Raw genomic sequence first — 22,660 nt, 5'->3', positions numbered from 1 at the left:
AATAAATTCCGAACCCCATCCACTGGGGTATTTTTCCTGCGACCACTGAACATCGGGGCGTTTTGTATCTGTTCTCAGCATCATTTTTCCTTTCAAGACGAAGGTGACTTTAAGAACCTTGACCGCAGTCAAGCAATGCGAGATTTTTTATGCCCTATGCAAGACTTTTGAATGGCTGGGGCGAACACACCAAGCAGGTGCGGTACACGCGGGAAAACCCTGACAAAAAAGGCATATGCAAGATACCGATCAATCGACTTTCCAGGGGCACACTGCTCTTTTGATAAACGAGTTCAGGCATCATCGCGAACATGAACACACTTGCATCCTGCTGGCGGCATCCCCCGAACCGGTAAGCGACTAGTCACCGAGACGGCATCGGTTCACCAATGACTATGTGCATACACCGCATCTTGAGATGACACTCCATCTAAACGTGAACTGGTACGAGCAACAAGTCCGAAACGCATCTCGACGTTTTTCATGACCGCGCTGAAGCCACTGCAAAGCACCCGGCGGCGACAGGAATCGACGGCACTTAACAAGTCGTTCAAGAAGAAACTGCAATCCCCATGAAATTTCGTTAGCATGAAAATTACTAGAAATAGAGGGTTACCTCCAATCTCCAACATCGAATCTTTTATTAAGGTCGTTGAGCTTGGAAGTGTGAGCGCTGCAGCTGACGATTTATCACTTACTCAGAGCGCTGTAAGCAGGCATGTCATTGATTTTGAAAGATTCATCAATAAATCGCTATTGACACGGGGCGCTACAGGCTTGGTAATTAATGACGAAGCAAAGCAACTCGCCGCCAAGCTTTCCCTGGTGCTTGGTGATTTGAATTCCTTACTTTCTGGCGTAGAAAGTGGAAATTCTGAAAAAACCATTAGAATTTCAGCACCGCCTATCTTTTGCATCCACCTGTTTTCCAAGTATTGCGACCAAATTCAGTCACTTTTTGGTGCAAATGTTGAAATAACTTCCAAACTGGGAACACCAGACCTCATTGAAGACGATATTGATATCGCCATTATCAATACACCTACGTCTCCAGCAAACTATGTAGGTGAGCTCTTAATGACCACCGAATACTTTCCATATGTCTCCAGAAAACTACTTGGGAACCGATCTCCAGATAGCCTGGATGTTTTCCTGACAGAAAACCTTATCGATCAGCGATCACTGAATGACGCATGGACGGTTTATTTTCGCGAAAAAGGAATTGGGCGGCCGCCTGGGATCAGAACGACCTTCTCAATCATAGACGCGGCTTTGGCAGCCGTAGTAAATAATCAAGGACTGGCATTTATCCCTGAATTTGCGGCCAAGGATTTTGTGGCAAACGGCACTATTATTCGGCTTGGCGCTACATCCTACCAATCTGCACGCAGCCGATATTACTTGGTTGCATCACGTTCTTTTTCAGCCGATCCGCGGTATGCACAATTTCACGAATGGCTTAAAGTGATTATGACCAAGACGCAAGCCTGAAGCAAAGTAGTCACCTCAGGTTTAGCAAAGCTCAATCTTTCAGCAATGAAAGCGTTGTAACGGTCAACGCGGAGCGGAGCAGTTGGCCCTGCCTAGCGTCCCAGCTGAGTGCGGCGCCCTGGCCGCAGCGAAGCTCAACTTAACCTTCCATTCGATGCATCTTCGCGCGCTCCCAAGCAGCCCGCACTGCAGGGCTCGCTTCTTTCCAATCCAGGCGCGAGTCGCCACGGAAAACGGCCCAGTCATGCGCCAAAGTACTCTCATGCTCTTCGTACGGATGATCTGGGTGTTTGGCTATCAGATCCAGGCCAGCGGTGTACGCGGGGCCGTAGTCCTCGTAGGTATAGCCTTCGATGTAATACGCTTCGCCTTGGTATTTTTCCTGCCAGTACGAAAGGTGCACTCGCGGATCGAGGGGGCTTGCAGATTTGTCTCTTGGGCTTGTTGACATGACTGTCTCTCCTAATCGCCGTCCATGGCGTAGAGCTAAGACTATGCTCATCGGATGAGCTCTGCTGTAGGACAAGGCAGAATTCGTCCATGATGTTGTTGCTTCGTTTTACCGAAACCAGACGCGTGTGGATAACACGCGTGGCAGCTTTGGCATTTCTGATCGGGTTGGCTGGGGCGGCACAGGCGATCACCTTTGATGAGGTGCGCCGCTCGCATCAACCATCCGAAACCTTGCTTCTGGACCGCCACGGCGAGCTGCTGCAACGTGTGCGCACGGACCTCACAGTACGCCGCGGGCCCTGGATCCCCTTGAATAGCGTCTCCCCCTCATTGCGCACAGCGCTGGTCCTGTCCGAGGACAAGCGTTTTTACGAGCATTCCGGGGTCGACTGGCGAGCCGTTTCCTCAGCGGCCTGGGCCAACCTGTGGAACACCCGCACGCGCGGCGCTTCCACTTTGACCATGCAACTGGCGGGCCTGCTGGATGAAGATCTGCGTCTGGGTGGCAGCCGCAATCTGCGGCAGAAAATCGGCCAGGCGGTAATGGCGACGCGCCTGGAATCCAGCTGGCGCAAAGACCAGGTTCTGGAGGCCTACCTCAACCTCGTGCCTTTCAGGGGAGAGCTGGTGGGCATAGACGCCCTCTCACGCACATTGTTTGATAAAGCGTCTCATGGCCTGAACGAGAGCGAAGCAGCCCTCGCTGCAGCTTTGGTGCGCGCGCCCAATGCACGGCCTCCCGCTGTTGCGGCACGTGCATGCGGAGTGCTCAAAGCTATGCGCGGAGCGCGCGAGAAAACCGATTGCCTAGCGCTTGAGATGCAGGCTGAAATCATGCTGTCCCGGCGCGCTTATGCCGCCAGCGAAGGTATTGCGCCCCATCTTTCACGCCGACTGCTCGCCAATGCCAAGAATGGCGATGCAAGCGAAAAACCCGCAGCGCCTGGAAAGGCTCCTGAGCTGTCCTTGCGCAGCACGCTGGATGCCCGCATACAACGCGTGGCATTGGAAAGCCTTGTTCAGCATGTGAAGGAAATGCGTGGCCGCAACGTGGAAGACGGCGCGGTTGTCGTGCTGGATAACGCCAGCGGCGAGGTGCTGGCGTGGGTGGGCTCCACAGGCAGTTTGAGTGCCGCAGCGGAAGTAGACGGCGTATTGGCCCAGCGCCAGCCCGGCAGCACGTTAAAGCCCTTCCTCTACGCCCAAGCCATCGCAGAACGCAGACTGACCGCCGCCTCGCTGCTTGATGATTCGCCCGCTTACCTGCCCACAACGAGTGGCCTGTACATCCCGCAAAACTACGATAGGCAGTTCAAGGGTTGGGTTTCAGCGCGCACGGCGCTGGCGTCTTCGCTGAACGTGCCCGCTGTGCGCACTCTGGTCATGGTCTCGCCTGCCGCGTTCGCGCGGCAATTGGGAGCTTTGGGTATCGCCCTGGGTCAACCGGGATACTACTACGGGTATAGCTTGGCGCTAGGAAGCGCGGAGGTGTCTCTGCTGCAACTCACCAACGCCTACCGCACGATGGCCAACGGCGGGCGTTACAGCCCCGTGGCGTATCAGCCTCGCCTTCCCTCCGCCCGGCCCGTTGAGTTCACTCCGGCCTTGGACCCTGCCGCCAGCTTTGTCATTTCAGACATTCTGAGTGATGGAAACGCACGCGCCCGTACATTTGGCACCGATTCCATTCTCGCCACCCGCTTTTGGACCGCAGTAAAAACAGGCACCAGCAAGGATATGCGGGACAACTGGGCTGTGGGCTACAGCCAGCGCTACACCATTGGCGTATGGATAGGCAATGCCAGTGGCAAGGCCATGTGGGATGTCAGCGGAACCAGCGGCGCGGCGCCGGTATGGGCTGCACTGATGCGTGAACTCCACGCCCGTACGCCCTCCACTGCTCCACGCGCGCCGGCAGGTGTGGTTAAAACTGCCGTCAGCTTTGGAGAGCAGCTCGAAGCAGCCCGCAGCGAGTGGTTTCTGGCTGGCACGGAGCAGCCTCTTTTCGCGGTCAGCACCGCTCCTTCTGTTGCAGATTCAAAGGCACGCGCCAACGCGAGCAACGACGGACGCGCTGCGGTGCCCTCCCGCATCCTGAGCCCCGCGAATGGCACCATTTTGGCGCTGGACCCTGATATCCCCCCCGCTCGCCAGCGCCTCACGCTGCTCGCCGATGCCGGAACGAATTCAGCCTCCTCCTTGCGCTGGTTCATAGGGACTCGCGAAATCGGTCGTGGCCTGCGCGCTCAATGGTTGCCTTGGCCTGGCCGGCACAAGGTACAGCTTCGCGATGCCAAAGGTGAGGTTCAAGATGAACTGAGCGTGGAAGTGCGTGGCGCGGGCGTCAAGGCGGCTGTTGCCAAACGGTAGGAAAAGTCTAGTGTCGTGAGTTGGACGTTCGCTGAAGATACAAATCTGTCGAAATCAGAGTCAGGCAAGGAGCAAACCGCCGCCGGCATTGCCGGGGCCGTGATCTTCCGGGCCGGCTTTTTGCTTCGGGAGATGGCGCCTTTGTTTGCCGGCGTATGGAACCCCCATGCAATCTTCTCCCCCTTTCCCCCCACGCACATAGGTATCTATACATCTCCCGGTTCTCCGCTTCGTCATCCCCGGATGGCACGGGAAGAGGTGTGTAGATACCTATGCACCATTGTCACGAGTAGATTTTTGAGCGCCCATCATGCATAACTTGACGATGCTGCACGCAATAGAAGCGCGCCACCATTTTCGCTACCCGGAGCTCTACTACAGGCTCTGCACGCAGGGTCTGTTGAACGAATCCTCATCGCACTTTCTAGAATGGGGCGAGGACTTCGAGGCACTTCCGGTCGAAGACATCGAAGCGTCTATACATAGGCTGTATGAACGCGGCGGTATGTTTGACTGCGCACCAGAACATCGATTTATTCCGTTTGGCTGCACAGGTGCCGGCGACTACTACTGTTTCCAACTGGACAGTCGCCAGGACGGGGCAATGGACGCAGATTGGCCGGTACTACTTGTCTGGCACGATAACGGGGGCTTTGCAGATCATGTATCCGCCAATCTGCACGATTTCATTTTTAAGCAGCTCCTGGGCGCTGTGGCAAATCCGTGGCAATGGAATCGTGAACTTGAGGACGGTGTTGCCGCAATGTGGGCAGATCACGCATGCTTGCTCAAACCTGAGCACCAAGCCGTTGTGAGTGAAATTTACGCACGGCCCGCTTTCGAATATGAAATCCCCTACCCCAATAAGCAGGGATTCGCGCTAGCCAAGGGTCGCTTGACAGGTGATGAATACGAAGCCCTGATCGACACACACACTCGATATGCGCTGGCGTGGAAACGATTTTCTTATGCCCGGCCTCAACCGGTGGTTCAAGTGACCGAAGCCAACGTACGACGAGTTGGCACGCTCACGTTAACGCTTCACGGTTACAGCCGCATCAGGGAGGCCATCGCACCAGCCTTGAAGGCGCTGAACTGGCGAAAGAATGAATCGAGCGTGGATGATCGCTGCATACTCACACGCAAAAACCACGTTTTTCTGGGTCCCCCATTGTTCGAAGAATTAGACGCGGCACTACGGCTCAGATTGCAAGCTGTTTTGCAACATTCAACTACCATGGAGATACGTTTCACTACCGAGGGCGAAGGGGAATGGACGCTGTGAAACGCGCCCAGCGAGATCACGCTGCTGCGCCTGGTGGCGGCGCACTGCATCAGCCTAACCAACCGGCTCCAGGGAGGGTCTGGGAGAAACGGCACCCGCTGCAAGACCCGTCGTAGATGCCGGGCGCTGGCATCTGGGTAGGTATTGCAGAGGATCCCTATAAGTACTATATTGAAATACAGAAATTGATTTCCAATATACAGAATAAGAAATGAATCAGCCTCAAACTTTGATCCCGACTATTGATTGCGATTTGACGATTGCCCACTGGGGGGCCTACGAGATCACGCGTCAGCTTGAGAAGCCAGCACTCAATCACTGGAGGGAAGATCCGTTCCCTTCGGAAATTGGTCTTTCGATGCTGGACGCCTACCGCTCAAACCTGCGCGTAAAACGCCCTGCGGTACGCGAGGGCTGGCTCAAAGATCGCCGAAAAAGCGGCCGTGGATCTGACAAGTTCGTAGAAGTTAGCTGGGATACCGCACTCGATCTGGTCGCGGAGGAAGTGCAGCGCGTCAAAGGGGCGCACGGCAATAGCGCGATCTTTGGCGGCTCCTACGGCTGGGCCAGTGCCGGCCGCTTCCACCATGCTCAGAGCCAGGTCCACCGATTTCTGAACGCCGCCGGTGGGTATGTGAGACATACCGACTCCTACAGTCTGGGCGCCGGGCGCGTGGTGATGCCGCACATCGTGGCAGAGATGGATTACCTGAAGGATTCGCACACCAGCTGGGATGTGCTGGCGCAGCACACTCGCGTATTTCTCACATTCGGCGGCGTAGTCACCAAGAACGCTCAGGTGAATGCTGGCGGTGTCATGACGCACCACGCGCCTGGTGGCCTGGCGGCGCTGGCCGCCAATGGATGCCGCTTCGTTCATATAGGCCCGGTTCGTGGCGACCTGCCCTTGCCGGATGAGTCAGTTGAATGGATTCCGATCCGCCCCAATACAGACACCGCCGTACTCCTGGCCCTTTCCTATGAATTGATCGTCAACGGCCTTCACGACGACGATTTTTTGCGCAAGTACACCCACGGCTTTGAGAATTGGAAACCCTACGTTCTGGGAGAGACCGATGGAACGCCCAAGACACCTGACTGGGCCGCTGCGATCTCTGGCATGCCGGCTGCGCGAATTGCAAGCCTGGCGCGCGAGCTTGCGGCGCAGCGTAGCCTCATTAACCTGGCGTGGTCACTACAGCGCGCAGATCACGGGGAGCAACCCTTCTGGGCAGGCATTGCTTTGGCGTCAGTGCTGGGGCAGATAGGCCTGCCTGGCGGTGGCTTCGGCGTAGGTTACGGGCCAGCCAATGTCATGGGGAGTCCCTTCGAAAAACTGCCGGGGCCCACCTTCTCCCAAGGAAAAAATCCGATCAGCGCATTTATTCCGTGCGCCCGCATTGCTGATCTGCTTTTACATCCTGGCGAAAAATTTGACTACAACGGTGCCAACCACACCTACCCAGATATTCGGATGGTGTACTGGGCTGGCGGCAACCCCTTCCACCATCATCAGGATCTGCACCGCTTAGTCCGTGCCTGGGAGAAGCCAGAGACGATCATCGTGCATGAACAGGTCTGGAACTACCATTCCAAAATGGCCGACATCGTGCTGCCCGCCACCAGCACGCTGGAGCGCAACGATCTGGGTTTTTCCTCGCGAGAACCGCTGCTGGTGGCCATGCGCCAATTCGAAACCCCTCCGGGTGAAGCGCGGGATGACTACGACATCTTCGCCGGCATTTCGCGGCGCCTGGGTACGGAGCAAACCTTCACTGAGGGCCGTAGTTCAGACCAATGGCTACGCCAGATGTACGACTCCTGGGCGGATGTAATGCGCCAGCGCGGCCATGATTTAGTGGATTACGACGAGTTCTGGCAGGCGGGCGCTCTGCGCTTTCCACTACCCAAGCGGCCCCCCGTGATGCTTCAGGATTTCCGTGAAGACCCGGATGCTCACGCACTGAAAACACCCAGCGGCCGAATCGAAATATTCAACGACAAAGTGGCCGCGTTCGGCTATGACGACTGCCCTGGGTATGCACGCTGGTATCCGCCTGCCGAGTGGCTGGGCTCTGAGAAAGCGAGCGAGTATCCGCTGCACATGTTGTCAGACCAACCGCTGACCAAGCTGCACAGCCAACTGGATTTTTCCGCCTACAGCCTGTCGAAGAAAATTCAAGGGCGCGAACCCATCGTGCTTTCCACCCAGGATGCGCTGGCCCGAGGCATCGCAGACGGCGACATTGTGCGTGTCTTCAATGACCGGGGTGCCTGCCTGGCCGGTGCGGTAGTGACAGACGGCATCATGCCCGGCGTGGTGAAGCTGTCCACTGGCGCCTGGTGGGACCCGGCACGCCCAGGCCAGCCTGAGGAGCTAGACCGGCATGGCAACCCGAACACACTGACACGCGATGCCGGGGCCTCGCGCCTCTCTCAAGGCTGCACTGCCCAGACTTGTCTGGTGCAGCTGGAAAAATTCGAAGGCAAGGTGCCCCCGATGCGGGCCTTCGAATTGCCTGAATTCACATCCAGCGGGGGCGCCGAATCTCCAAACCCGAACGCCTGATCGGCCAGTGGCGCCACCCAAACTCCCACAGGTGCATTGCTATCATCCAGACTCCTCGACGATGAGGAGTGGAAAACAAGAATGAACAACACACTTATCAAGGGGTTGCAGCTGCTAGAGCATCTCGCCCGCAGCGAAACGGCTCTGGGCGTCACGGAACTCGCTGTGGCGCTCGATCTCGGTAAGAGCAACGTGCACCGGCTGCTGCAGGCGCTGGTCGAGTTAGGCTATATACAAAAAAATGAAGCTCGCGGGACTTACCGGGCCACGCTCAAACTCTGGGAATTGGGCACGGCGCTTGAAGCGCGCCTGACCATCAAGAGTGCGGCGCGCGAAGCCATGGAACACCTGCTAAAGACCACTCGCGAAACGGTGCATCTTTCCTTGCTCGACGGCGACGAAGTGGTCTACATCCACAAGCTCGACAGCCCGGAGCCGGTGCGTGCGTACTCAGAAATCGGCGGCCGGGCACCTGCCCATTGCGTGGCCACGGGCAAGGCCATCCTCGCCTGGCAGAAAGAGTCGTATCTTGAAGATCTGTCCCAACGTTTGGTGCAGCACACGGGTAAAACCATTACCAAGCCAGAGGAGTTCCTCCAGGAACTTGAACGTATCCGCAGCACCGGATACGCGGTCAATCGCGGGGAATGGCGCGAGACCGTATGGGGTGTGGCCTCGCCTATTCTGAACAGCGAAGGCACCGTGCTGGCAGCCATTGGCGTTTCGGGGCCCGCTGTGCGTATCAAGCAGCCCGTAATCAAACGACTGGCTGCGGAAGTTCAGTTAGCTGCCGAAACCATTTCTGCCAAATTGGCACGCAGCTAAAACGTTCTTAATTGAAGTAATCAGCGAGGCTGGTTACAGCCTACCCTCGCCTTCTCTTCACTGCTTCGTCTCCGTGTTCACTGCACTCATGGGCAGCCACCCGCGGGAAAGACACCTGTGCGGTGCCCCCGCGACGCGCGCCCGTAGCTGAAACACTCTCTCGCCGTGTCGAGCGATTTCGGTATCCGCATCCCAGACACGCTAAAGGCGTTGGCAAGCGCGGCCAATAGCGCCCCCACGAAGATCCAGCCACTTCTGATCTAGCTTTATCCGCTCACTCGATGGCATGTTTACTCCATCGAGAAAGAAATTCCTGGTGCAACGGACTCGTGTTCGTAGCACCACGGTTGACACCACTCCCTACTTAACGCTAGTATTTTCATCTATATAGAATACCTGTTCTATTTTATGGAACTATAAAAGTCATCATAGGAGACATCTTCAAGCTGACCTCTACTGATCGCAATGCTGCGGCTCGCAGTGGCGCTCACATCCAGGCAAAGATCCGCGCGTCAGTCACCCTGATGACTCCAGACATGCCGGTCGCATCGACATGAACACCAAGCTATTTATGCGGCCTTATGAAGTTTGGATTCCATTCGCCTTGGGAAGGGTCTAAGCCCTTCGACAAGCTCAGGACGAACGGTTATTAAGTTCCCGTGCCCGATCTAGTGCAAGTGGCTCCTTCTCAGGCAGCGGACACACGAACTCGGAACAGCGGGCTTGTTCGCATATATAGAAAGATTTATTTAGGATATAGAACTAGGTAGCATCTGCGCAAATACATGAAAACTCAAACTACCCCCAGTACGCCCACCTCGGATCGCCCTTTAGCTGGTGTCAAGGTCATCGAATTCTGCCAAGTAGCCGCTGGGCCTTTTTGCGGCATGCTGCTGGCCGATTACGGCGCAGATGTCATCAAGATCGAACCTCTTGAGGGGGACACTCTGCGCCAATGGCCACCTATCAAAAATGGTGATTCTGAAAACTTTGCCTCGCTCAACCGCTCCAAGCGCTCCATCGCGCTTGATCTGAAGAAAGCATCTGATCTGGAATTGGCGCGCCGATTGGTCATGGAAGCCGATGTACTGGTGGAAAACAACCGGGCGGGCGCCATGGAGCGCCTGGGCCTGGGCTGGTCCTGGTTCAAGGAACACAAACCAACACTCATCTACTGCTCTATCTCGGCCTATGGCCAAGACGGCCCCCGCTCAGGCGAAGGCGGTTTTGATCTGACCATGCAGGCAGCAGCCGGTGTGATGAGCGTGACGGGCGAAGCTGATGGTGCGCCAGTGAAATGCGGTGTGCCCATTGCCGACTTCACCGCCGGCCTCTATGCCGCGTTTTCGATCAGTTCGGCCTTGGCACGTTTGCGCGGTGGCGGCGAAAACGCCCAGGGTTGCCATATAGACGTACCGATGTTCGCCACCACCATTGCCGTGGGCGCGCTCCAAACCAGCGAATATTTCGGCACAGACCGCAATCCGCGCCGCCTGGGCTCTGCCCATCCTCGCAATGCCCCGTATCAGGCATTCAAATGCGCTGATGGCTGGTTCGCGATTGCTGCGGGTAACAACAAGCTCTGGCGCTCAGTCTGCGAGGTCGCGGACACACCGGAGCTGCTGCAAGACGAACGCTTTGCCACACCGGGCCTGCGAGCGGCCAATCAAGAGCAACTGAAAGACTTGTTGGAAATCAAGTTTGCGCACGCCAGCATCAATGACTGGGTCAGCCGCTTTGCTGCGGCGGGCGTGCCTTCAGCCCCTATCAACGGATTCGCTGAAGCGCTGGCTGACCCCCAATCCGAACACCTGCAACTGGTGCACCCCCAGACCTTGCCTGGCGGCACTCAAACACGTACCGTCGGTTGCCCTGTGCGCTTTGACGGCGATGTGATTGAAGTCAATACACGCCCTCCTGCTCTCAATGAACATGGCGAGGCGCTTCGAAGCGCGTATGAGACTACAACTACAGCGATGGAAAGGTAAGAAATGAACACTTCCACAGAACCCCGGATCGATCCGCTGGCGCAGGCCCAATCGCTCGCACCGCTGCGCGAATTCATAGCCACCACAACCCGGATCGTGGAGCAGGACCAGCCTGAACACGAACGTGTGGAAGCCGTTCGTGTGGCGCTGGCCAAGCTGATTTCCAGCGACACTTGGCTGCCTGAGTCAGCGGCAGTACCGCATCCAGACTATTACCAACAGCACCTGCTCCATTGCGATCCACTGGAACGTTTCAGTGTGGTCAGCTTCGTGTGGGGCCCAGGCCAGCGCACGCCAGTGCATGACCACATGGTGTGGGGACTGATAGGCATGCTTCGAGGCAGTGAAACCGGGCAGAGCTTCAAGCGAGACGCTGCGGGCGCACTGATTGTTGACGGGCCAGCCGCCACGCTTGCTCCCGGTGACATAGAAATGGTGTCCCCTCGTACGGGGGATATCCACCAAGTGTCCAACGTCTACGATGACCGTGTTTCCATCAGCATTCACGTGTACGGCGGCAACATTGGTGCGGTGGCGCGGCATGTTTTTGATCCACAAACCGGCGCAGCCAAATCCTTCGTTTCAGGCTATTCATCGCCCCAAACTCCCAATCTTTGGGATCTCTCGCACATCGTGCGCGACCGCCTCCAGCGGGAGGCTGCGTGATCGAGTTCGCCTGCACCGACCAAGTCGCGGTGGCCACACTGGCACAACCTGCGCGTGGCAATGCACTTTCCGAATCTATGGTGGAAAATCTGATCGCCTGGATTACCGAGAGCGTGGCCGATGAATCCATTCATACGCTTGTACTGACTTCCACAGGATCGCACTTCTGCACGGGCTTTGACCTCGGAACCCAGCCTACTGATACCTGCGATGAAGGCGTGGTCAGCCGGGCGGCCTCAGATGGCCCTCTTCTTTGGCGCTTCGCCCGGATTGAACACCTGCTCTCACTGCTGTGGAATGCGCCTCTTCGCACGGTAGCCGTGGCACGCGGGCGCACATGGGGTGCGGGTGCCGACCTCTTTGCTGCTTGCGACTTACGCTATGCGAGCGCTCAAACCGAATGGCGCTTTCCAGGCGCGGGCTTCGGGCTGGTGCTCGGCACGCGCAGGCTCGCCAGCCTGGTGGGCCAAGCGCGCGCGATGGATTGGGTAGCCCATGGCCGCCGAATCGACTCAGGAGATGCCATCTCTGCTGGCTTGGCCACAGCTCTTGTGAACGAGCCCGATCACTGGCAGGAGCAACTCCCCAAGCTGGCTGTTGACCGCTCAACCTATGCGCAACTCAAGGCAGCCACACGGCCTGACCTTGGCCAAGCCGACCTCGCTGCGCTGGTGCGGTCCGCCGCACTGCCCGGCTTGGCTGACCGCCTTGAAAAGTACAAGAACAGCAGCAAGCCTCGCAAATAGTTTCGATCCCGGAGACAACTTTTTTATAAAGGAAAGATCATGAGCAAACCACAACGCCTACGCCTGCTGGCCCCCCTGGCCGTCATGTTCCCTTCCTTGCTGGTGGGCACGAAAGCCTCCGCGCAAGCCAGTTGGCCGTCTACGCCCATTCGCATGGTGGTGCCCTTCCCGCCCGGCGGATCGTCAGACATCCTCACCCGGTTGGTGGCAGAGCACATGAGCAAGCTCCTGGGTGCCAACATCTTCATCGACAACAAGCCCGGCGGCACTACGCAGGTGGGGACCGAGTTCGTAGCCAACTCGCCTGCCGACGGCAACACACTGCTGATGGCTGCGTCGAGTAGCTTCACTCAGCTACCGAACTTGCGCAAGCTCAACTACAGCTTTAACAGCTTTGAAACCGCAGGTGGCGTGGCCGACTACATCGCCGTGATGGCCGTGCGCAAGACACTGCCCATCAAGACCATGAAGGAATTTATTGCTTACGCCAAGGCGAATCCTGGCAAGCTCTCCTTCGGCTCTGCAGGCGAGGCTTCTGCGGGTCACGTGTTTGGCCTGACGCTCGCACACGACACCGGTATCAAGGTGCTGCACGTACCCTATAAAGGTTCGGTAGCCGCCGTAAACGACCTGGTGGCGGGCCAGATTGACTTCATCATCGACGGCGCGGCCACTCCCATGGTCAAGGCAGACCGCATCCAGCCGCTTTCAGTGTTCTACAAAAAACGCCACCCTGATCTTCCTGATGTGCCCACACTGCAGGAAACCGGCTACGACATCAACCTGGCAAGGGGTGCTGGCTGGGGCTTGATGGCGCCAAAAGGCACGCCCAAGGCCATCATGGACAAGCTTTCCAGTGCGCTGCAAAAATCCCTTGAAACCAAGGAATTGCAAGACGCCATGGTTCGCGCCAACACCATTGCGGCCTGGACACCACCTGAAGAGTTCAAAAAAGCGATCGCTGCCGATGAAAAAATGCTTGGCACTCTGCTGCCCGCCATTGGCATCCGCGGTAACTGATTGACCTTAATTCTCCAATGACGACACCCGTTTCCGATCAGATGAGCTCGCCTGTGACTCCCAACCAAACTGTACGACAAATCCTGCATCCAACCGGAGTGGCCATCGTCGGCGCTTCCGGCGACGAAACCAAGTGGGGTGGCCGCCTGCTGCGCTACATGATGAAGCATCAGCACAACGGGCCTATCTACCCAATCAATGCGCGTGCCACAGAATTGTTGGGCCTGCCGGCCTATCAATCGGTCAAGGATTGCCCCGGCCCCGTTGATCTCGCCATCCTTTTGCTGCCCCGTGAGCACATCAAGGCGGCCCTTGAAGACTGCGTGGCCAAGAAGGTAGGCTGCGCACTCTGCATCACGGCTGGGTTCGCCGAAACAGGCCCGGAAGGTCGCGCAGAAGAGGAAGAATTGGTCGCCATCGCCCGCGCCGGCGGCGTGCGGCTGATTGGCCCCAACTGCATGGGCCTGATGAACGCGCATCACAACCTTTGTGCCACCACCGGTGTCGTCATGGGCACTGTGGAAAAGCTGCCCGCAGGCGGCATCGGCATGGCCAGCCAGAGCGGCGCCCTCATGGGTGCCATGATCTCGCGCGGCGTGGATGTGGGTGCGGGTTTCTCATCCACCATTTCAGTGGGTAACCAAGCCGATCTGGATCTGAACGATTTCTTCGAGTATTTGATTGATGACCCGATGACGGAAGTCATCACGCTCTACATCGAAGGCATCAAAGACCCGCAGCGCTTTACCGCCCTGCTGGAACGCGCTGCGGCCGTAGGGAAACCCGTTTGCGTGGCGAAATCTGGCCGCAGTGAAGCAGGCGCCCGCGCCGCTGCATCGCACACCGCTAGCCTGGCTGGCGCCTGGCCCTCTTTTGAGGCCACATGCAGGCGCTGGGGTGTTTACCTCTTTGAGTCCATCTACGATTTGCTGCAAGGTGCGCAGATGCTGCAGCTGGGAAAACGCAGCACATCGAACAACGTTGCCGTGTTCTCAGGCTCCGGCGGCGGCGGTGCTTTGCTGGTCGACGGGTTGGAAGCGCACGGCCTTGAATTGCCACACCTGTCTGATGCCACCGTGCAAGCCGTTTCGTCTGTGTTGCCGGCGACCCACCGTCAGTTGCCCTTCGACTTCGGCATGCTCAACCATCAAGCTACGCCGGACCCTGAAGTGGCTGGCGGCTCGATCGGTATCGCGCTGGACCGCGCCATGTCTGATCCTGGTGTCGGCGCAGGTTTGCTACTGCTCACCACCCAGCCAGGGCAAGAACTCGTTGTGAAGGCGGCCATTTCCGCAGCTACACGTTCGAACAAACCGCTGGCTTTCGTCCAAGGCGCTGGCAATCACGGGGAAATTGCGCGCCGCATGATGCGTGAAGCACGCTTGGGCTACTTTGACAGCCTGCACGATGCGCTCAAGGTACTTGCGGTGCTGGCCCACCGTACGGAGCCGCAACCGGCTGTGAAACCCCTGGCCGACAGCGGTATTCCCAAAGATCTTCCAAGCGGCTTTTTGACTGAACCCGATGCACGCCGCCTGCTCGAAGCCAACGGCATTCCCACCACGCGCTGGTCGTTTGCAGTAGATGCTGAGGCAGCGGTCAAGGCAGCACAGGAGATTGGTAGTGCGGTTGCCATCAAGGCTGTCAGCGCGCAGATTGTGCATAAGAGTGACATCGGCGGAGTGCGCCTTGGAGTCCAAGGTGATGCTGCCGTGCGCGAGGCTTGCCAAGCTATCGCTGATGCCGCAAGAACCGCTGGCGTGAACAATCTTGATGGCTATCTGGTCACAGAGATGTGGCGCGCTGATGCGGAGCTGATCCTCGGCATCCAGAACGATCCTGAGTTTGGCCCGCTGGTCATGGTGGGTGCAGGCGGTGTGCTGGTGGAGCTGATGAAAGACGTACAGCTTTGGCCAGCACCGCTTTCTCATGCCATGGCTCGCTCCATGCTGGACAGATTGCGCAGCCGCGCCCTGCTCACCGGCTTCCGCGGCCGCCCGCCTGCCAACCTGGATGCCATTGCAGATGTGCTGGTGCGCCTGGGTTCGCTAGCGGCCACCTCCAACGGCCGCTTGCGTGAGCTCGACATCAACCCACTATTCGTTGCAGGCGATCGCATCGTGGCCGCTGACGCCAGAGCCACCCTGGCTTAACGTCTCTAGCGCTTAATTTTCTCGAAAACCAATTCAATCACACACAGGAGACTATTCATGTCAGAAATCACATACGAAAGCGTTGACGGCGTTGCACGCATCACCATCAATCGCCCCGAAGCACGCAACTCCATCAACAATGCCGTCGTACAGGGACTGAACGCCGCATGGCGCCGTTTTGCAGATAGTGATGACCGCGTGGCCGTTTTGGGTGCCGCCGGTGACCAGGCGTTTTCTGCTGGCGCCGACTTGAAAGACATGCCACGCGATGTGTGGATCTGCATGCCCAATCTCTCCGTGCCTTGCGACAAACCCATCATCTGCGCCGTCAATGGCTTTGCAGTGGGTGCGGGTTCCACCATGGTCATGCTCGCCGATATGGCTGTGGCCGAAGAGCAGGCGCAATTCATCTACCCTGAAGCCAAGATTGGCGCTTTCGCCGGCATCATGGCGGGTTTTCCTCCCCGCATGCAGTACAAGGCTGGCCTGGAATGGCTGATGACCGGTGACCCGATGACGGCTCAACGCGCCTATGAAATCGGCCTGGTCAACCGCGTGGTGCCCAAGGGGCAGGCCATGACAGTGGCACTGGAACTTGCAGCAAAAATCGCTCGCAATGCCCCGCTGGTCGTTCAAGCCATGAAGTCCATCGCCTCGGGCACCCTGCCCGTTTCACCCTCCGCGCAGCACTACCCGCAGCGCGCCATGCTGGAGCGCATTGCGACCAGCCATGATGTCAAGGAAGGCGTGGCCTCATTCAAGGAAAAGCGCGCCCCGAAATTCACCGGCAGCTGATTTCAGCGAGCTCAATGCAAGGAGACTTCATGATTCAAAAAAGACGCCTCATCACCCTGATGGCGCTGGCTACACTGCCTGCAGCCTTCACTTCGGCCATGGCCCAATCCGCTCCGGCGAACTGGCCCAACAAGCCGATTCACTTCGTCACGCCTTACCCTCCCGGTGGCTCTTCTGACATCATCACGCGCTTCATTGGCGATCGCCTTTCCAAAGCGCTGGGTCAACCGATCATCGTGGAGAACAAGCCGGGCGCGGGTGCCATTCTAGGAACCGAATACGCCTCCAAGGCAGCGCCTGATGGCTACAACTTCTTTGTCGGCCCCACGGCTACGGTAGCCGTTGCCCCCTATTTGCGCAAGACCAGCTACACATGGGAAAGCTTCGCCCCTGTGGCCAAGCTCAGCTCATCCTACGGCCTGGTTTCTGCCCGAAAAGATGCTCCGTTTTCCAACTACAAGGAGTTCGTTGCGGCGGCCAAGGCCAATCCGAACAAGTACAACTTCGCCTCTAATGGCGTAGGCTCCATTGTTCACCTGACGGGCGTGTTGCTGCATAAGCAAACCGGCATTCAAGTCACGCATATTCCGTACAAAGGCGCGGTGGAGTCCATGAGCGACATGATCGGCGGCCGCATCGACGTGATGTATGACCCCGTACCTGCGCCCCGCGTCAAAGCAGGAGAACTCAAGGGCTTGGCCACCGCGAGTGACGAACGCAATCCACAATTGCCCGACGTACCCACGCTGAAGGAACAAGGCTTTGATGTCAACGTTCCAAGCTGGTTTGGATTGTTTGCACCCAAAGGCACCCCACCAGCCATTGTGGCGCGTATGGCCGAGGAAACACGCAAGGTTCTGGCTTCTCCAGGCGTGCGTGAGCAGTTGCTGCTCTCTGCCATGTACCCTGATTTTGAAGGGCCGGCGGATTTCGGTAAGCGCGTTCAGCAAGATGCCAACTATCTGAAAGAAGTGATTCAGAAAGAAAGCATCAAGGCTGATTAAGGCGATTGCGGGAATCTGCACCGTGGCTGTCGCCTCAGCAAAGCCTCAGACGTCCGACGACAGCTAACGACGGATCGCTTTAGCTAAACCCAGCTCTTCAGCAACCTAAAGCCAAGTGATTCAAGTCTCTTGGCTTTTTCGCTTCACCCTTTGGAACTCACTTTGCTCACGAACCCGCGACCAGGCTGTGAAAACCACCCACCACGAAGAGAGAAACGCTGCTCGCCAACTGAGTGACTTCTGACGACTGGAATTGCATTTCCGAAAGCCGCTCAATGCGGCCAGGTCGTGCGCAAACGGCAAGCATCACGGCGATCATAAAGAAGAACGCCTGAAGGACCTTCTCTGAGTCGGCGTTGGGGTATGAGCGCTGAAGTTCCTTGACGTAAGCCCGAGCGCCGTCATCGTAGTGCTTGCTGATCAGGTTGCCCCATTGCGCGGCGTTGGCCAGATTGGCGACCAAGGTGGCGTAGTTTCGCCATCCAGCGTCGTTGCGCGATGGCCGTGCAAGAAAGCAGGCGGCGAAACCATCAAACAGTTCTCCGACGGGAATCGGCTGCGCACCGTAGCGCTTGCGTGCCTCTTCGAGAAAGGCCATGCGCTCACCGTAACAAACAGTGGCCCGCCGGGCAAGGACGCTGTCCAGCAAATCCTCCTTTGAGCCAAAGTGGTAGCCCACCAAGGCAAGCTGCACATCTGACAAAGCTGCAATGTCTCGAATGGACGTGCCGTGAAACCCGTGCTCGGCAAATAGCTTTTCGGCGCAATCAAGAATTTTTGCCCTTAACTGCTCAGATTCACCCTTCGGCCGGGGCCCGCGGCGTTTCGGTGGCGAGGCAGGTGCCACTGGTGCCACCGATGGCGTTTTCTGAGTTTTTTTGGATACGGTCATAAGAGGACTGTAGCTTTAATGGTGCTCGGGTATTCACCTATTTAGACATACGTATAAATAAATAAGATTGCTATCCAGATTAGTTCATTTGTCGGCCGTTCCCAAACGTCTGACTAAAAACCAGATAGCAAGAATGCATCCCAACGACCCAACATTGCGATCATTTCTCGAAGTGCCCTCCGAGTCGCACTTCCCGATTCAAAACCTGCCCTTCGGAATTTTCAGCCCCGCCGGCGGCAGCCCCCGTGCAGGTGTGGCGATTGGCGACACGGTGCTGGACCTGGAAGCCCTTGAAACGGCCGGATTGCTAAAGATTTCGGAGCTTCCCGCAGGCGCCAGCCTGTTTGCGCGCCCTGTGCTTAATGACTTCATTGCATTGGGCCGTGAAGCTACCACGGCCGTGCGCACACGCGTGAGCCAACTGCTGCGCCATGACAACCCCATCCTTCGCGACGATGCGGCGCTGCGCGCAAAAGTATTCCATACCATGTCGTCCGTGAAGTTGCACATGCCCGTCACCGTGGGCGGTTTCAGTGACTTCATGCTCTCACGTGAGCATTCGCTCAATTGCGTTGACATCGTGGGTGGCGCTGCGGCGGGGCAACTCTGGCGCAACTGGACCTACCTGCCCATGGCTTACAACGGCCGCGCGAGCTCTGTGGTGGTGAGCGGTACACCCGTCAAGCGGCCGCGTGGGCAGGTGCTGAGCGAAGGCCAGACGGCGCCGGCCTACCAGCCGACAGCCAAACTCGACTTCGAACTTGAAGCCGCCATCGTGGTTGGGCGCGGCAACGAACTAGGCAGCACGGTGGGCATAGCCGATGCAGATGCACACATGTTTGGCGTGGTTCTGCTGAACGACTGGAGCACTCGCGACGTTCAGGCCTGGGAGGCGCAACCCTTGGGCGTATTCGTATCCAAGAGCCATCGAACCAGCATATCGCCGTGGATAGTGACCTTCGATGCACTGGAGCCATTCCGCACCGACGGCCCAGAACAGACGCCACCGCCGCTGGCCTACCTCGACCAAAAGGGGCCGCGCAACTTCAACGTTCACATGGAAGCATCCATCAAGCCCAAGGACCACACCAAAGCATCCGTGGTTTGCCGCAGCAACCTCCAGGCCCTCTACTGGAGCTTTGCGCAGCAAGTGGCGCACCACACCAGCACCGGCTGCAACCTGATGCCAGGCGACCTGCTGGCCACCGGAACGGTGAGTGCCAGCGGCCCGAACGCGCAGGGTTGTCTCTATGAAGCCACCCGCGACGGAAGGCAGGCCATCACCCTCGAACAAGGCGGCACCCGCCTGTATCTGGAAGACGGCGACGAAGTGGCATTGACAGCCTGGGCGCAGGGCAAGGGCTACCGCGTGGGTTTCGGCCATTGCACGGGTCTGATAACGCCGGTAGACAGCAACAAAAACGGAGCAGCATCATGAAACCCAGCAATCCCCTGCGCGGCTGGCAGGTAGACCGTGAAGCCATCAGCTGGACCGGTCACGATCTTCAGCGCCCCGAATGCATCCTGGCCGAACGCGACGGCACTCTATGGTCTGCTGACGCACGGGGCGGCGTGATGCGCATAGACCCGAACGGCACACAACAACTCATCGCCCCCAAGGCAGACAAGCACTTTGACCTGAGTGCCGATGCCCAAACCAGCCTGTTGCAGGGAACCCTGCCAAACGGGCTGGCGTTTGCTGAAAACGGCGACATCCTGATCTCCAATTTTGGCACCGATGCGCTGGAGCTGATGACACGCCAGGGTGAATACAAGCTGCTCTTCAACAGCCTGGATGGCAAGCCGATGGGCAAGGTCAATTTCGTGCTGCGTGATTCGCGCAACCGCATCTGGATCACCGTATCCACACGCATCAACCCCTGGAGCGACGCGCTGCGCTCCACTTTGCAAGACGGCTACATCTGCCTGCTGGACGAGAAAGGGCTGCGAGTTGTGGCCGATGGCTTTTCGTTTACTAACGAGATCCGGCTGGACGCGAAGGAAGAGTTTCTTTACGTGGCAGAGACCACCGCCAAACGCGTCAGCCGCCTGCGTGTGCAAGCTGACGGCTCACTCACAGACCGCGAGGTCTATGGCCCTGGCAACCTGGGCACCGGGCTGATCGACGGGATCACCTTTGACAGCTTTGGCAACCTCTGGTGCACCATGATTTTTGCGGACAGGCTGGTAGCCATCACACCCGAAGGCGATGCGCTCACACTGCTTGATGACGGTGACCCGGCCACAACAGCCCAATTTGAGGCTGATTTTGCTACCGGAAAACCCATGCCGTTTTCAACGCTGGAGAAAACCGGCGGCAAGATCGCACCCTGGTTGGCGAGTGTGACCTTCGGCGGGCCAGACCTTAAAACCGCCTACCTCGGTCACTTGCGTGGTTCGCGCATCCCAAGCTTCCAGTCGCCCGTGGCAGGCCTGCCGATGGTTCACTGGAAATAAGCCCCGAACACCCAGGCACGAGACAACCATGAACCTCACAGGCAAAAAGCTCATCGTCACCGGAGCCGCCAGCGGCATCGGCTATGGCGCTGCGAAAGCGTTCCGCCAGGCGGGCGCAATGGTGTTTTTGGCCGACCTGGAGGGGCCTTCGCTTCACAAGGCAGGCAAAGACGTTGGCGCTGCAGGCGTTGCCGCCTGCGATGTGACTTTAGAAGCCGACTGCGAAGCGTTGGCCGCGTCCGCTGAACGCAGCATGAACGGCCTTGATGGCATGTTTCATTGCGCAGGGGTGGCTGACCAAGTTGCCAAAGCACTGGACATCGACATCGACACCTGGCAAAAAATCGTTGACACCAACCTGCGCGGCACCTTCCTGGCTTGCCGTGCTGTGGGGCGCATTCTGGTGGCACAGCGTTCCGGCGCTATCGTCAATGTGTCATCGATCCAAGGCTTAAGTGCTGCGCCACGCCGGCATGCCTATGGCCCGGCCAAAGCGGCGGTTGCCCACCTGACGCGCACCCTTGCATGCGAGTGGGGCGGCTCATCAGTACGTGTGAATGCCATCGCACCCGCCTACATTGACACCCCCATGGTTGCGCAACTCAAGGCCGATAAAAAGATTGATGTCGCACGACTGGAAGGCCGCACGCCTTTGGCCCGTTTCGGCAAGGTCCATGAGGTAACCGCTGCTGCCAGCTTCCTGCTGTCAGACGCCGCCAGCTACGTCACCGGCGTCGTCCTGCCTGTAGATGGTGGCTGGTCCGCCTATGGCGGCGCTGGCGAAGTGGCGTCTGCCTAAGCAGGTGTGATCCACATCCGTTCCTTACCCCTTTTTTCCACATAGCGCTACTACAGGAGACACGTATGAAATCAGTCAAGACTTCGAAGTTCGCCGCATTCACCTCAAACCGGCGTTCTGCCCTTGCGATGATCGCGGGGCTGGCCGTTGCTGGCGCAAGCTGGGCACAAGGCGCCTTCCCGGACAGGCCAATCCGCGTCGTCGTGCCCTTTGGCGCCGGCAGCTCGCCTGATGTGATTTCCCGCGTGTGGGGAGAGCAGCTTTCGAAGGCCGTTGGCCAGCCGGTCGTCATTGACAACAAACCGGGCGCCGCCACCATCATCGGCACACAGGCCGTACTGGCCGCGCCGGCTGATGGCTACACCCTGCTGTATACGGTGTCCAACACCACTTCCATCAACCCGTATATCTACAAGAGCCTTCCCTATAAGGCTGAAGATTTGATGCCTGTCAGTCGCATCCTGTCTGTGCCGCTGGTGATGGTGGTGTCCGCCAATTCGCCTATCAAGTCAGTTCAGCAGTTGGTGCAAGCCGGCAAGGACAAGCCAGGCAAGATGAACTACGCCAGCTATGGCATAGGCATCTCCACCCATGTGGCGATGGCGCGCTTCTTGAGTTCCGCCGGAATCAGCATGACCCACGTGCCCTACAAGGATGGCGGCCTGATCGATGTGATGAACGGCAATGTGGATGTATCGTTTGAACCGAGCACCACGGCTATGGGCCAGCTCAAGGCCGGCAAGCTGCGCGCACTTGGCGTGTCTTCGCTGAAAAGCGTGGCAGCCCTTCCAGGCGTGCCGCCGATTGCAGACGTGTACCCAGGCTTTGTGGGTGACTCCTGGCATGGCATCCTGGCTGCCAAAGGCACCCCCGCTGCGGCGATCAACAAGATTGCAGGCATCTCTCAGCAGATCATAGATTCCGAAGAATTCCGCAAGCGCCTGACCGACCTGGGTTTGGTCCCTGCGGGTGGCTCCATCCGCGAATTCCAGGCTTTTCTTGCGGAAGATGCGAAAGCTTGGGCCAAGGTGGTCAAGGATTACGACATCAAGGCTGAATAAGCGCGTCGCGCTCTATTAATACGACCTATGAAGTTTGAGTTTCGGTCGCCCTGAGAAGGGTCTAAGCCCTTGGATAGGTTCAAAAA

18 protein-coding genes are annotated in these 22,660 nt (G+C 57.8%); 16 read left to right on the top strand and 2 right to left on the bottom strand.

The annotated features are described in order from the left end of the window. The first annotated feature begins 588 nt into the window (after nt 1–588). Nucleotides 589–1,491: a LysR family transcriptional regulator gene (locus G518_RS0113605; protein ID WP_084651802.1), complete on the top strand. Its 903-nt coding sequence runs from the start codon at nt 589–591 to the stop codon at nt 1,489–1,491. Between the two features lie 139 nt (nt 1,492–1,630). Here the strand turns inward: G518_RS0113605 and G518_RS35125 are convergent, their stop codons facing one another. Beyond that, nucleotides 1,631–1,942 (bottom strand): hypothetical protein, encoded by a 312-nt coding sequence (locus tag G518_RS35125; RefSeq protein ID WP_051236629.1) that lies wholly within the window; start codon nt 1,940–1,942, stop codon nt 1,631–1,633. Nucleotides 1,943–2,034: 92 nt separating this feature from the next. On the opposite strand from G518_RS35125, the gene pbpC reads away from it, so the two are divergent. From pbpC to G518_RS35115, 11 genes are all read left to right on the top strand, one after another. Then, the gene (gene pbpC, locus G518_RS0113595; RefSeq protein ID WP_028603012.1) at nt 2,035–4,314 is read left to right on the top strand and encodes a penicillin-binding protein 1C; all 2,280 of its coding nucleotides are present in this window, start codon (nt 2,035–2,037) and stop codon (nt 4,312–4,314) included. A 319-nt stretch (nt 4,315–4,633) separates the two neighbouring features. Further along, the gene (locus G518_RS0113590; RefSeq protein WP_156909388.1) at nt 4,634–5,599 is read left to right on the top strand and encodes an SMI1/KNR4 family protein; all 966 of its coding nucleotides are present in this window, start codon (nt 4,634–4,636) and stop codon (nt 5,597–5,599) included. Between the two features lie 211 nt (nt 5,600–5,810). Then, nucleotides 5,811–8,168, top strand: a complete 2,358-nt coding sequence (locus tag G518_RS0113585; RefSeq protein WP_028603010.1) for a molybdopterin-dependent oxidoreductase — start codon at nt 5,811–5,813, stop codon at nt 8,166–8,168. A gap of 81 nt (nt 8,169–8,249) precedes the next feature. Continuing rightward, nucleotides 8,250–8,993 carry an IclR family transcriptional regulator gene (locus G518_RS0113580; RefSeq protein ID WP_028603009.1) on the top strand — a complete coding sequence of 248 codons (744 nt, stop codon included), beginning with the start codon at nt 8,250–8,252 and terminating at the stop codon, nt 8,991–8,993. Between the two features lie 785 nt (nt 8,994–9,778). Continuing rightward, complete coding sequence (locus G518_RS0113575; protein ID WP_028603008.1) at nt 9,779–10,981, top strand: CaiB/BaiF CoA transferase family protein; 1,203 nt, start codon at nt 9,779–9,781, stop codon at nt 10,979–10,981. A 3-nt stretch (nt 10,982–10,984) separates the two neighbouring features. Next, nucleotides 10,985–11,647, top strand: a complete 663-nt coding sequence (locus tag G518_RS0113570) for a cysteine dioxygenase family protein (protein WP_028603007.1) — start codon at nt 10,985–10,987, stop codon at nt 11,645–11,647. Next, entirely contained in the window at nt 11,644–12,393 is a 750-nt protein-coding gene (locus tag G518_RS0113565; RefSeq protein ID WP_028603006.1) for an enoyl-CoA hydratase/isomerase family protein, read from the top strand. Before G518_RS0113570 ends, G518_RS0113565 begins: the two co-directional genes overlap by 4 nt. Nucleotides 12,394–12,432: 39 nt before the next feature. Continuing rightward, nucleotides 12,433–13,413: a Bug family tripartite tricarboxylate transporter substrate binding protein gene (locus G518_RS35120; protein WP_051236626.1), complete on the top strand. Its 981-nt coding sequence runs from the start codon at nt 12,433–12,435 to the stop codon at nt 13,411–13,413. Nucleotides 13,414–13,430: 17 nt separating this feature from the next. Then, nucleotides 13,431–15,566, top strand: a complete 2,136-nt coding sequence (locus G518_RS0113555) for an acetate--CoA ligase family protein (RefSeq protein ID WP_084651800.1) — start codon at nt 13,431–13,433, stop codon at nt 15,564–15,566. A 57-nt stretch (nt 15,567–15,623) separates the two neighbouring features. Continuing rightward, the gene (locus G518_RS0113550) at nt 15,624–16,361 is read left to right on the top strand and encodes an enoyl-CoA hydratase/isomerase family protein (RefSeq protein WP_028603004.1); all 738 of its coding nucleotides are present in this window, start codon (nt 15,624–15,626) and stop codon (nt 16,359–16,361) included. Nucleotides 16,362–16,390: 29 nt separating this feature from the next. After that, nucleotides 16,391–17,365 carry a Bug family tripartite tricarboxylate transporter substrate binding protein gene (locus G518_RS35115; protein ID WP_051236624.1) on the top strand — a complete coding sequence of 325 codons (975 nt, stop codon included), beginning with the start codon at nt 16,391–16,393 and terminating at the stop codon, nt 17,363–17,365. A 166-nt stretch (nt 17,366–17,531) separates the two neighbouring features. On the opposite strand, the gene G518_RS38470 is transcribed toward G518_RS35115, so the two are convergent. Next, the gene (locus tag G518_RS38470; RefSeq protein WP_028603003.1) at nt 17,532–18,257 is read right to left on the bottom strand and encodes a TetR/AcrR family transcriptional regulator; all 726 of its coding nucleotides are present in this window, start codon (nt 18,255–18,257) and stop codon (nt 17,532–17,534) included. Between the two features lie 88 nt (nt 18,258–18,345). On the opposite strand from G518_RS38470, the gene fahA reads away from it, so the two are divergent. From fahA to G518_RS35105, 4 genes are all read left to right on the top strand, one after another. Beyond that, nucleotides 18,346–19,695: a fumarylacetoacetase gene (gene fahA / locus G518_RS0113535; protein ID WP_425414286.1), complete on the top strand. Its 1,350-nt coding sequence runs from the start codon at nt 18,346–18,348 to the stop codon at nt 19,693–19,695. Then, complete coding sequence (locus G518_RS0113530; protein WP_028603001.1) at nt 19,692–20,714, top strand: SMP-30/gluconolactonase/LRE family protein; 1,023 nt, start codon at nt 19,692–19,694, stop codon at nt 20,712–20,714. Before fahA ends, G518_RS0113530 begins: the two co-directional genes overlap by 4 nt. A gap of 28 nt (nt 20,715–20,742) precedes the next feature. Beyond that, the gene (locus tag G518_RS0113525; protein WP_028603000.1) at nt 20,743–21,513 is read left to right on the top strand and encodes an SDR family NAD(P)-dependent oxidoreductase; all 771 of its coding nucleotides are present in this window, start codon (nt 20,743–20,745) and stop codon (nt 21,511–21,513) included. A gap of 65 nt (nt 21,514–21,578) precedes the next feature. Further along, nucleotides 21,579–22,574 carry a Bug family tripartite tricarboxylate transporter substrate binding protein gene (locus G518_RS35105; protein ID WP_051236623.1) on the top strand — a complete coding sequence of 332 codons (996 nt, stop codon included), beginning with the start codon at nt 21,579–21,581 and terminating at the stop codon, nt 22,572–22,574. Nucleotides 22,575–22,660: the final 86 nt, after the last annotated feature.

The organism is Ottowia thiooxydans DSM 14619, assembly GCF_000422885.1.
GTDB lineage: Bacteria > Pseudomonadota > Gammaproteobacteria > Burkholderiales > Burkholderiaceae_C > Ottowia > Ottowia thiooxydans.
Note: the sequence above shows the minus strand (reverse complement) of the source record. Positions and strands in the feature narration are given on the sequence as shown.

Coding starts and splice junctions, on each gene's coding strand:
- G518_RS0113570 (WP_028603007.1), top strand. CDS start 10,985: ATGAACACTTCCACAGAACCCCGGATCGATCCGCTGGCGCAGGCCCAA.
- G518_RS0113555 (WP_084651800.1), top strand. CDS start 13,431: ATGACGACACCCGTTTCCGATCAGATGAGCTCGCCTGTGACTCCCAAC.
- G518_RS35125 (WP_051236629.1), bottom strand. CDS start 1,942: ATGTCAACAAGCCCAAGAGACAAATCTGCAAGCCCCCTCGATCCGCGA.
- G518_RS35105 (WP_051236623.1), top strand. CDS start 21,579: ATGAAATCAGTCAAGACTTCGAAGTTCGCCGCATTCACCTCAAACCGG.
- G518_RS0113585 (WP_028603010.1), top strand. CDS start 5,811: ATGAATCAGCCTCAAACTTTGATCCCGACTATTGATTGCGATTTGACG.
- G518_RS0113605 (WP_084651802.1), top strand. CDS start 589: ATGAAAATTACTAGAAATAGAGGGTTACCTCCAATCTCCAACATCGAA.
- G518_RS35115 (WP_051236624.1), top strand. CDS start 16,391: ATGATTCAAAAAAGACGCCTCATCACCCTGATGGCGCTGGCTACACTG.
- pbpC (WP_028603012.1), top strand. CDS start 2,035: ATGTTGTTGCTTCGTTTTACCGAAACCAGACGCGTGTGGATAACACGC.
- G518_RS38470 (WP_028603003.1), bottom strand. CDS start 18,257: ATGACCGTATCCAAAAAAACTCAGAAAACGCCATCGGTGGCACCAGTG.
- G518_RS0113575 (WP_028603008.1), top strand. CDS start 9,779: ATGAAAACTCAAACTACCCCCAGTACGCCCACCTCGGATCGCCCTTTA.
- G518_RS0113580 (WP_028603009.1), top strand. CDS start 8,250: ATGAACAACACACTTATCAAGGGGTTGCAGCTGCTAGAGCATCTCGCC.
- G518_RS0113525 (WP_028603000.1), top strand. CDS start 20,743: ATGAACCTCACAGGCAAAAAGCTCATCGTCACCGGAGCCGCCAGCGGC.
- G518_RS0113530 (WP_028603001.1), top strand. CDS start 19,692: ATGAAACCCAGCAATCCCCTGCGCGGCTGGCAGGTAGACCGTGAAGCC.
- G518_RS35120 (WP_051236626.1), top strand. CDS start 12,433: ATGAGCAAACCACAACGCCTACGCCTGCTGGCCCCCCTGGCCGTCATG.
- G518_RS0113550 (WP_028603004.1), top strand. CDS start 15,624: ATGTCAGAAATCACATACGAAAGCGTTGACGGCGTTGCACGCATCACC.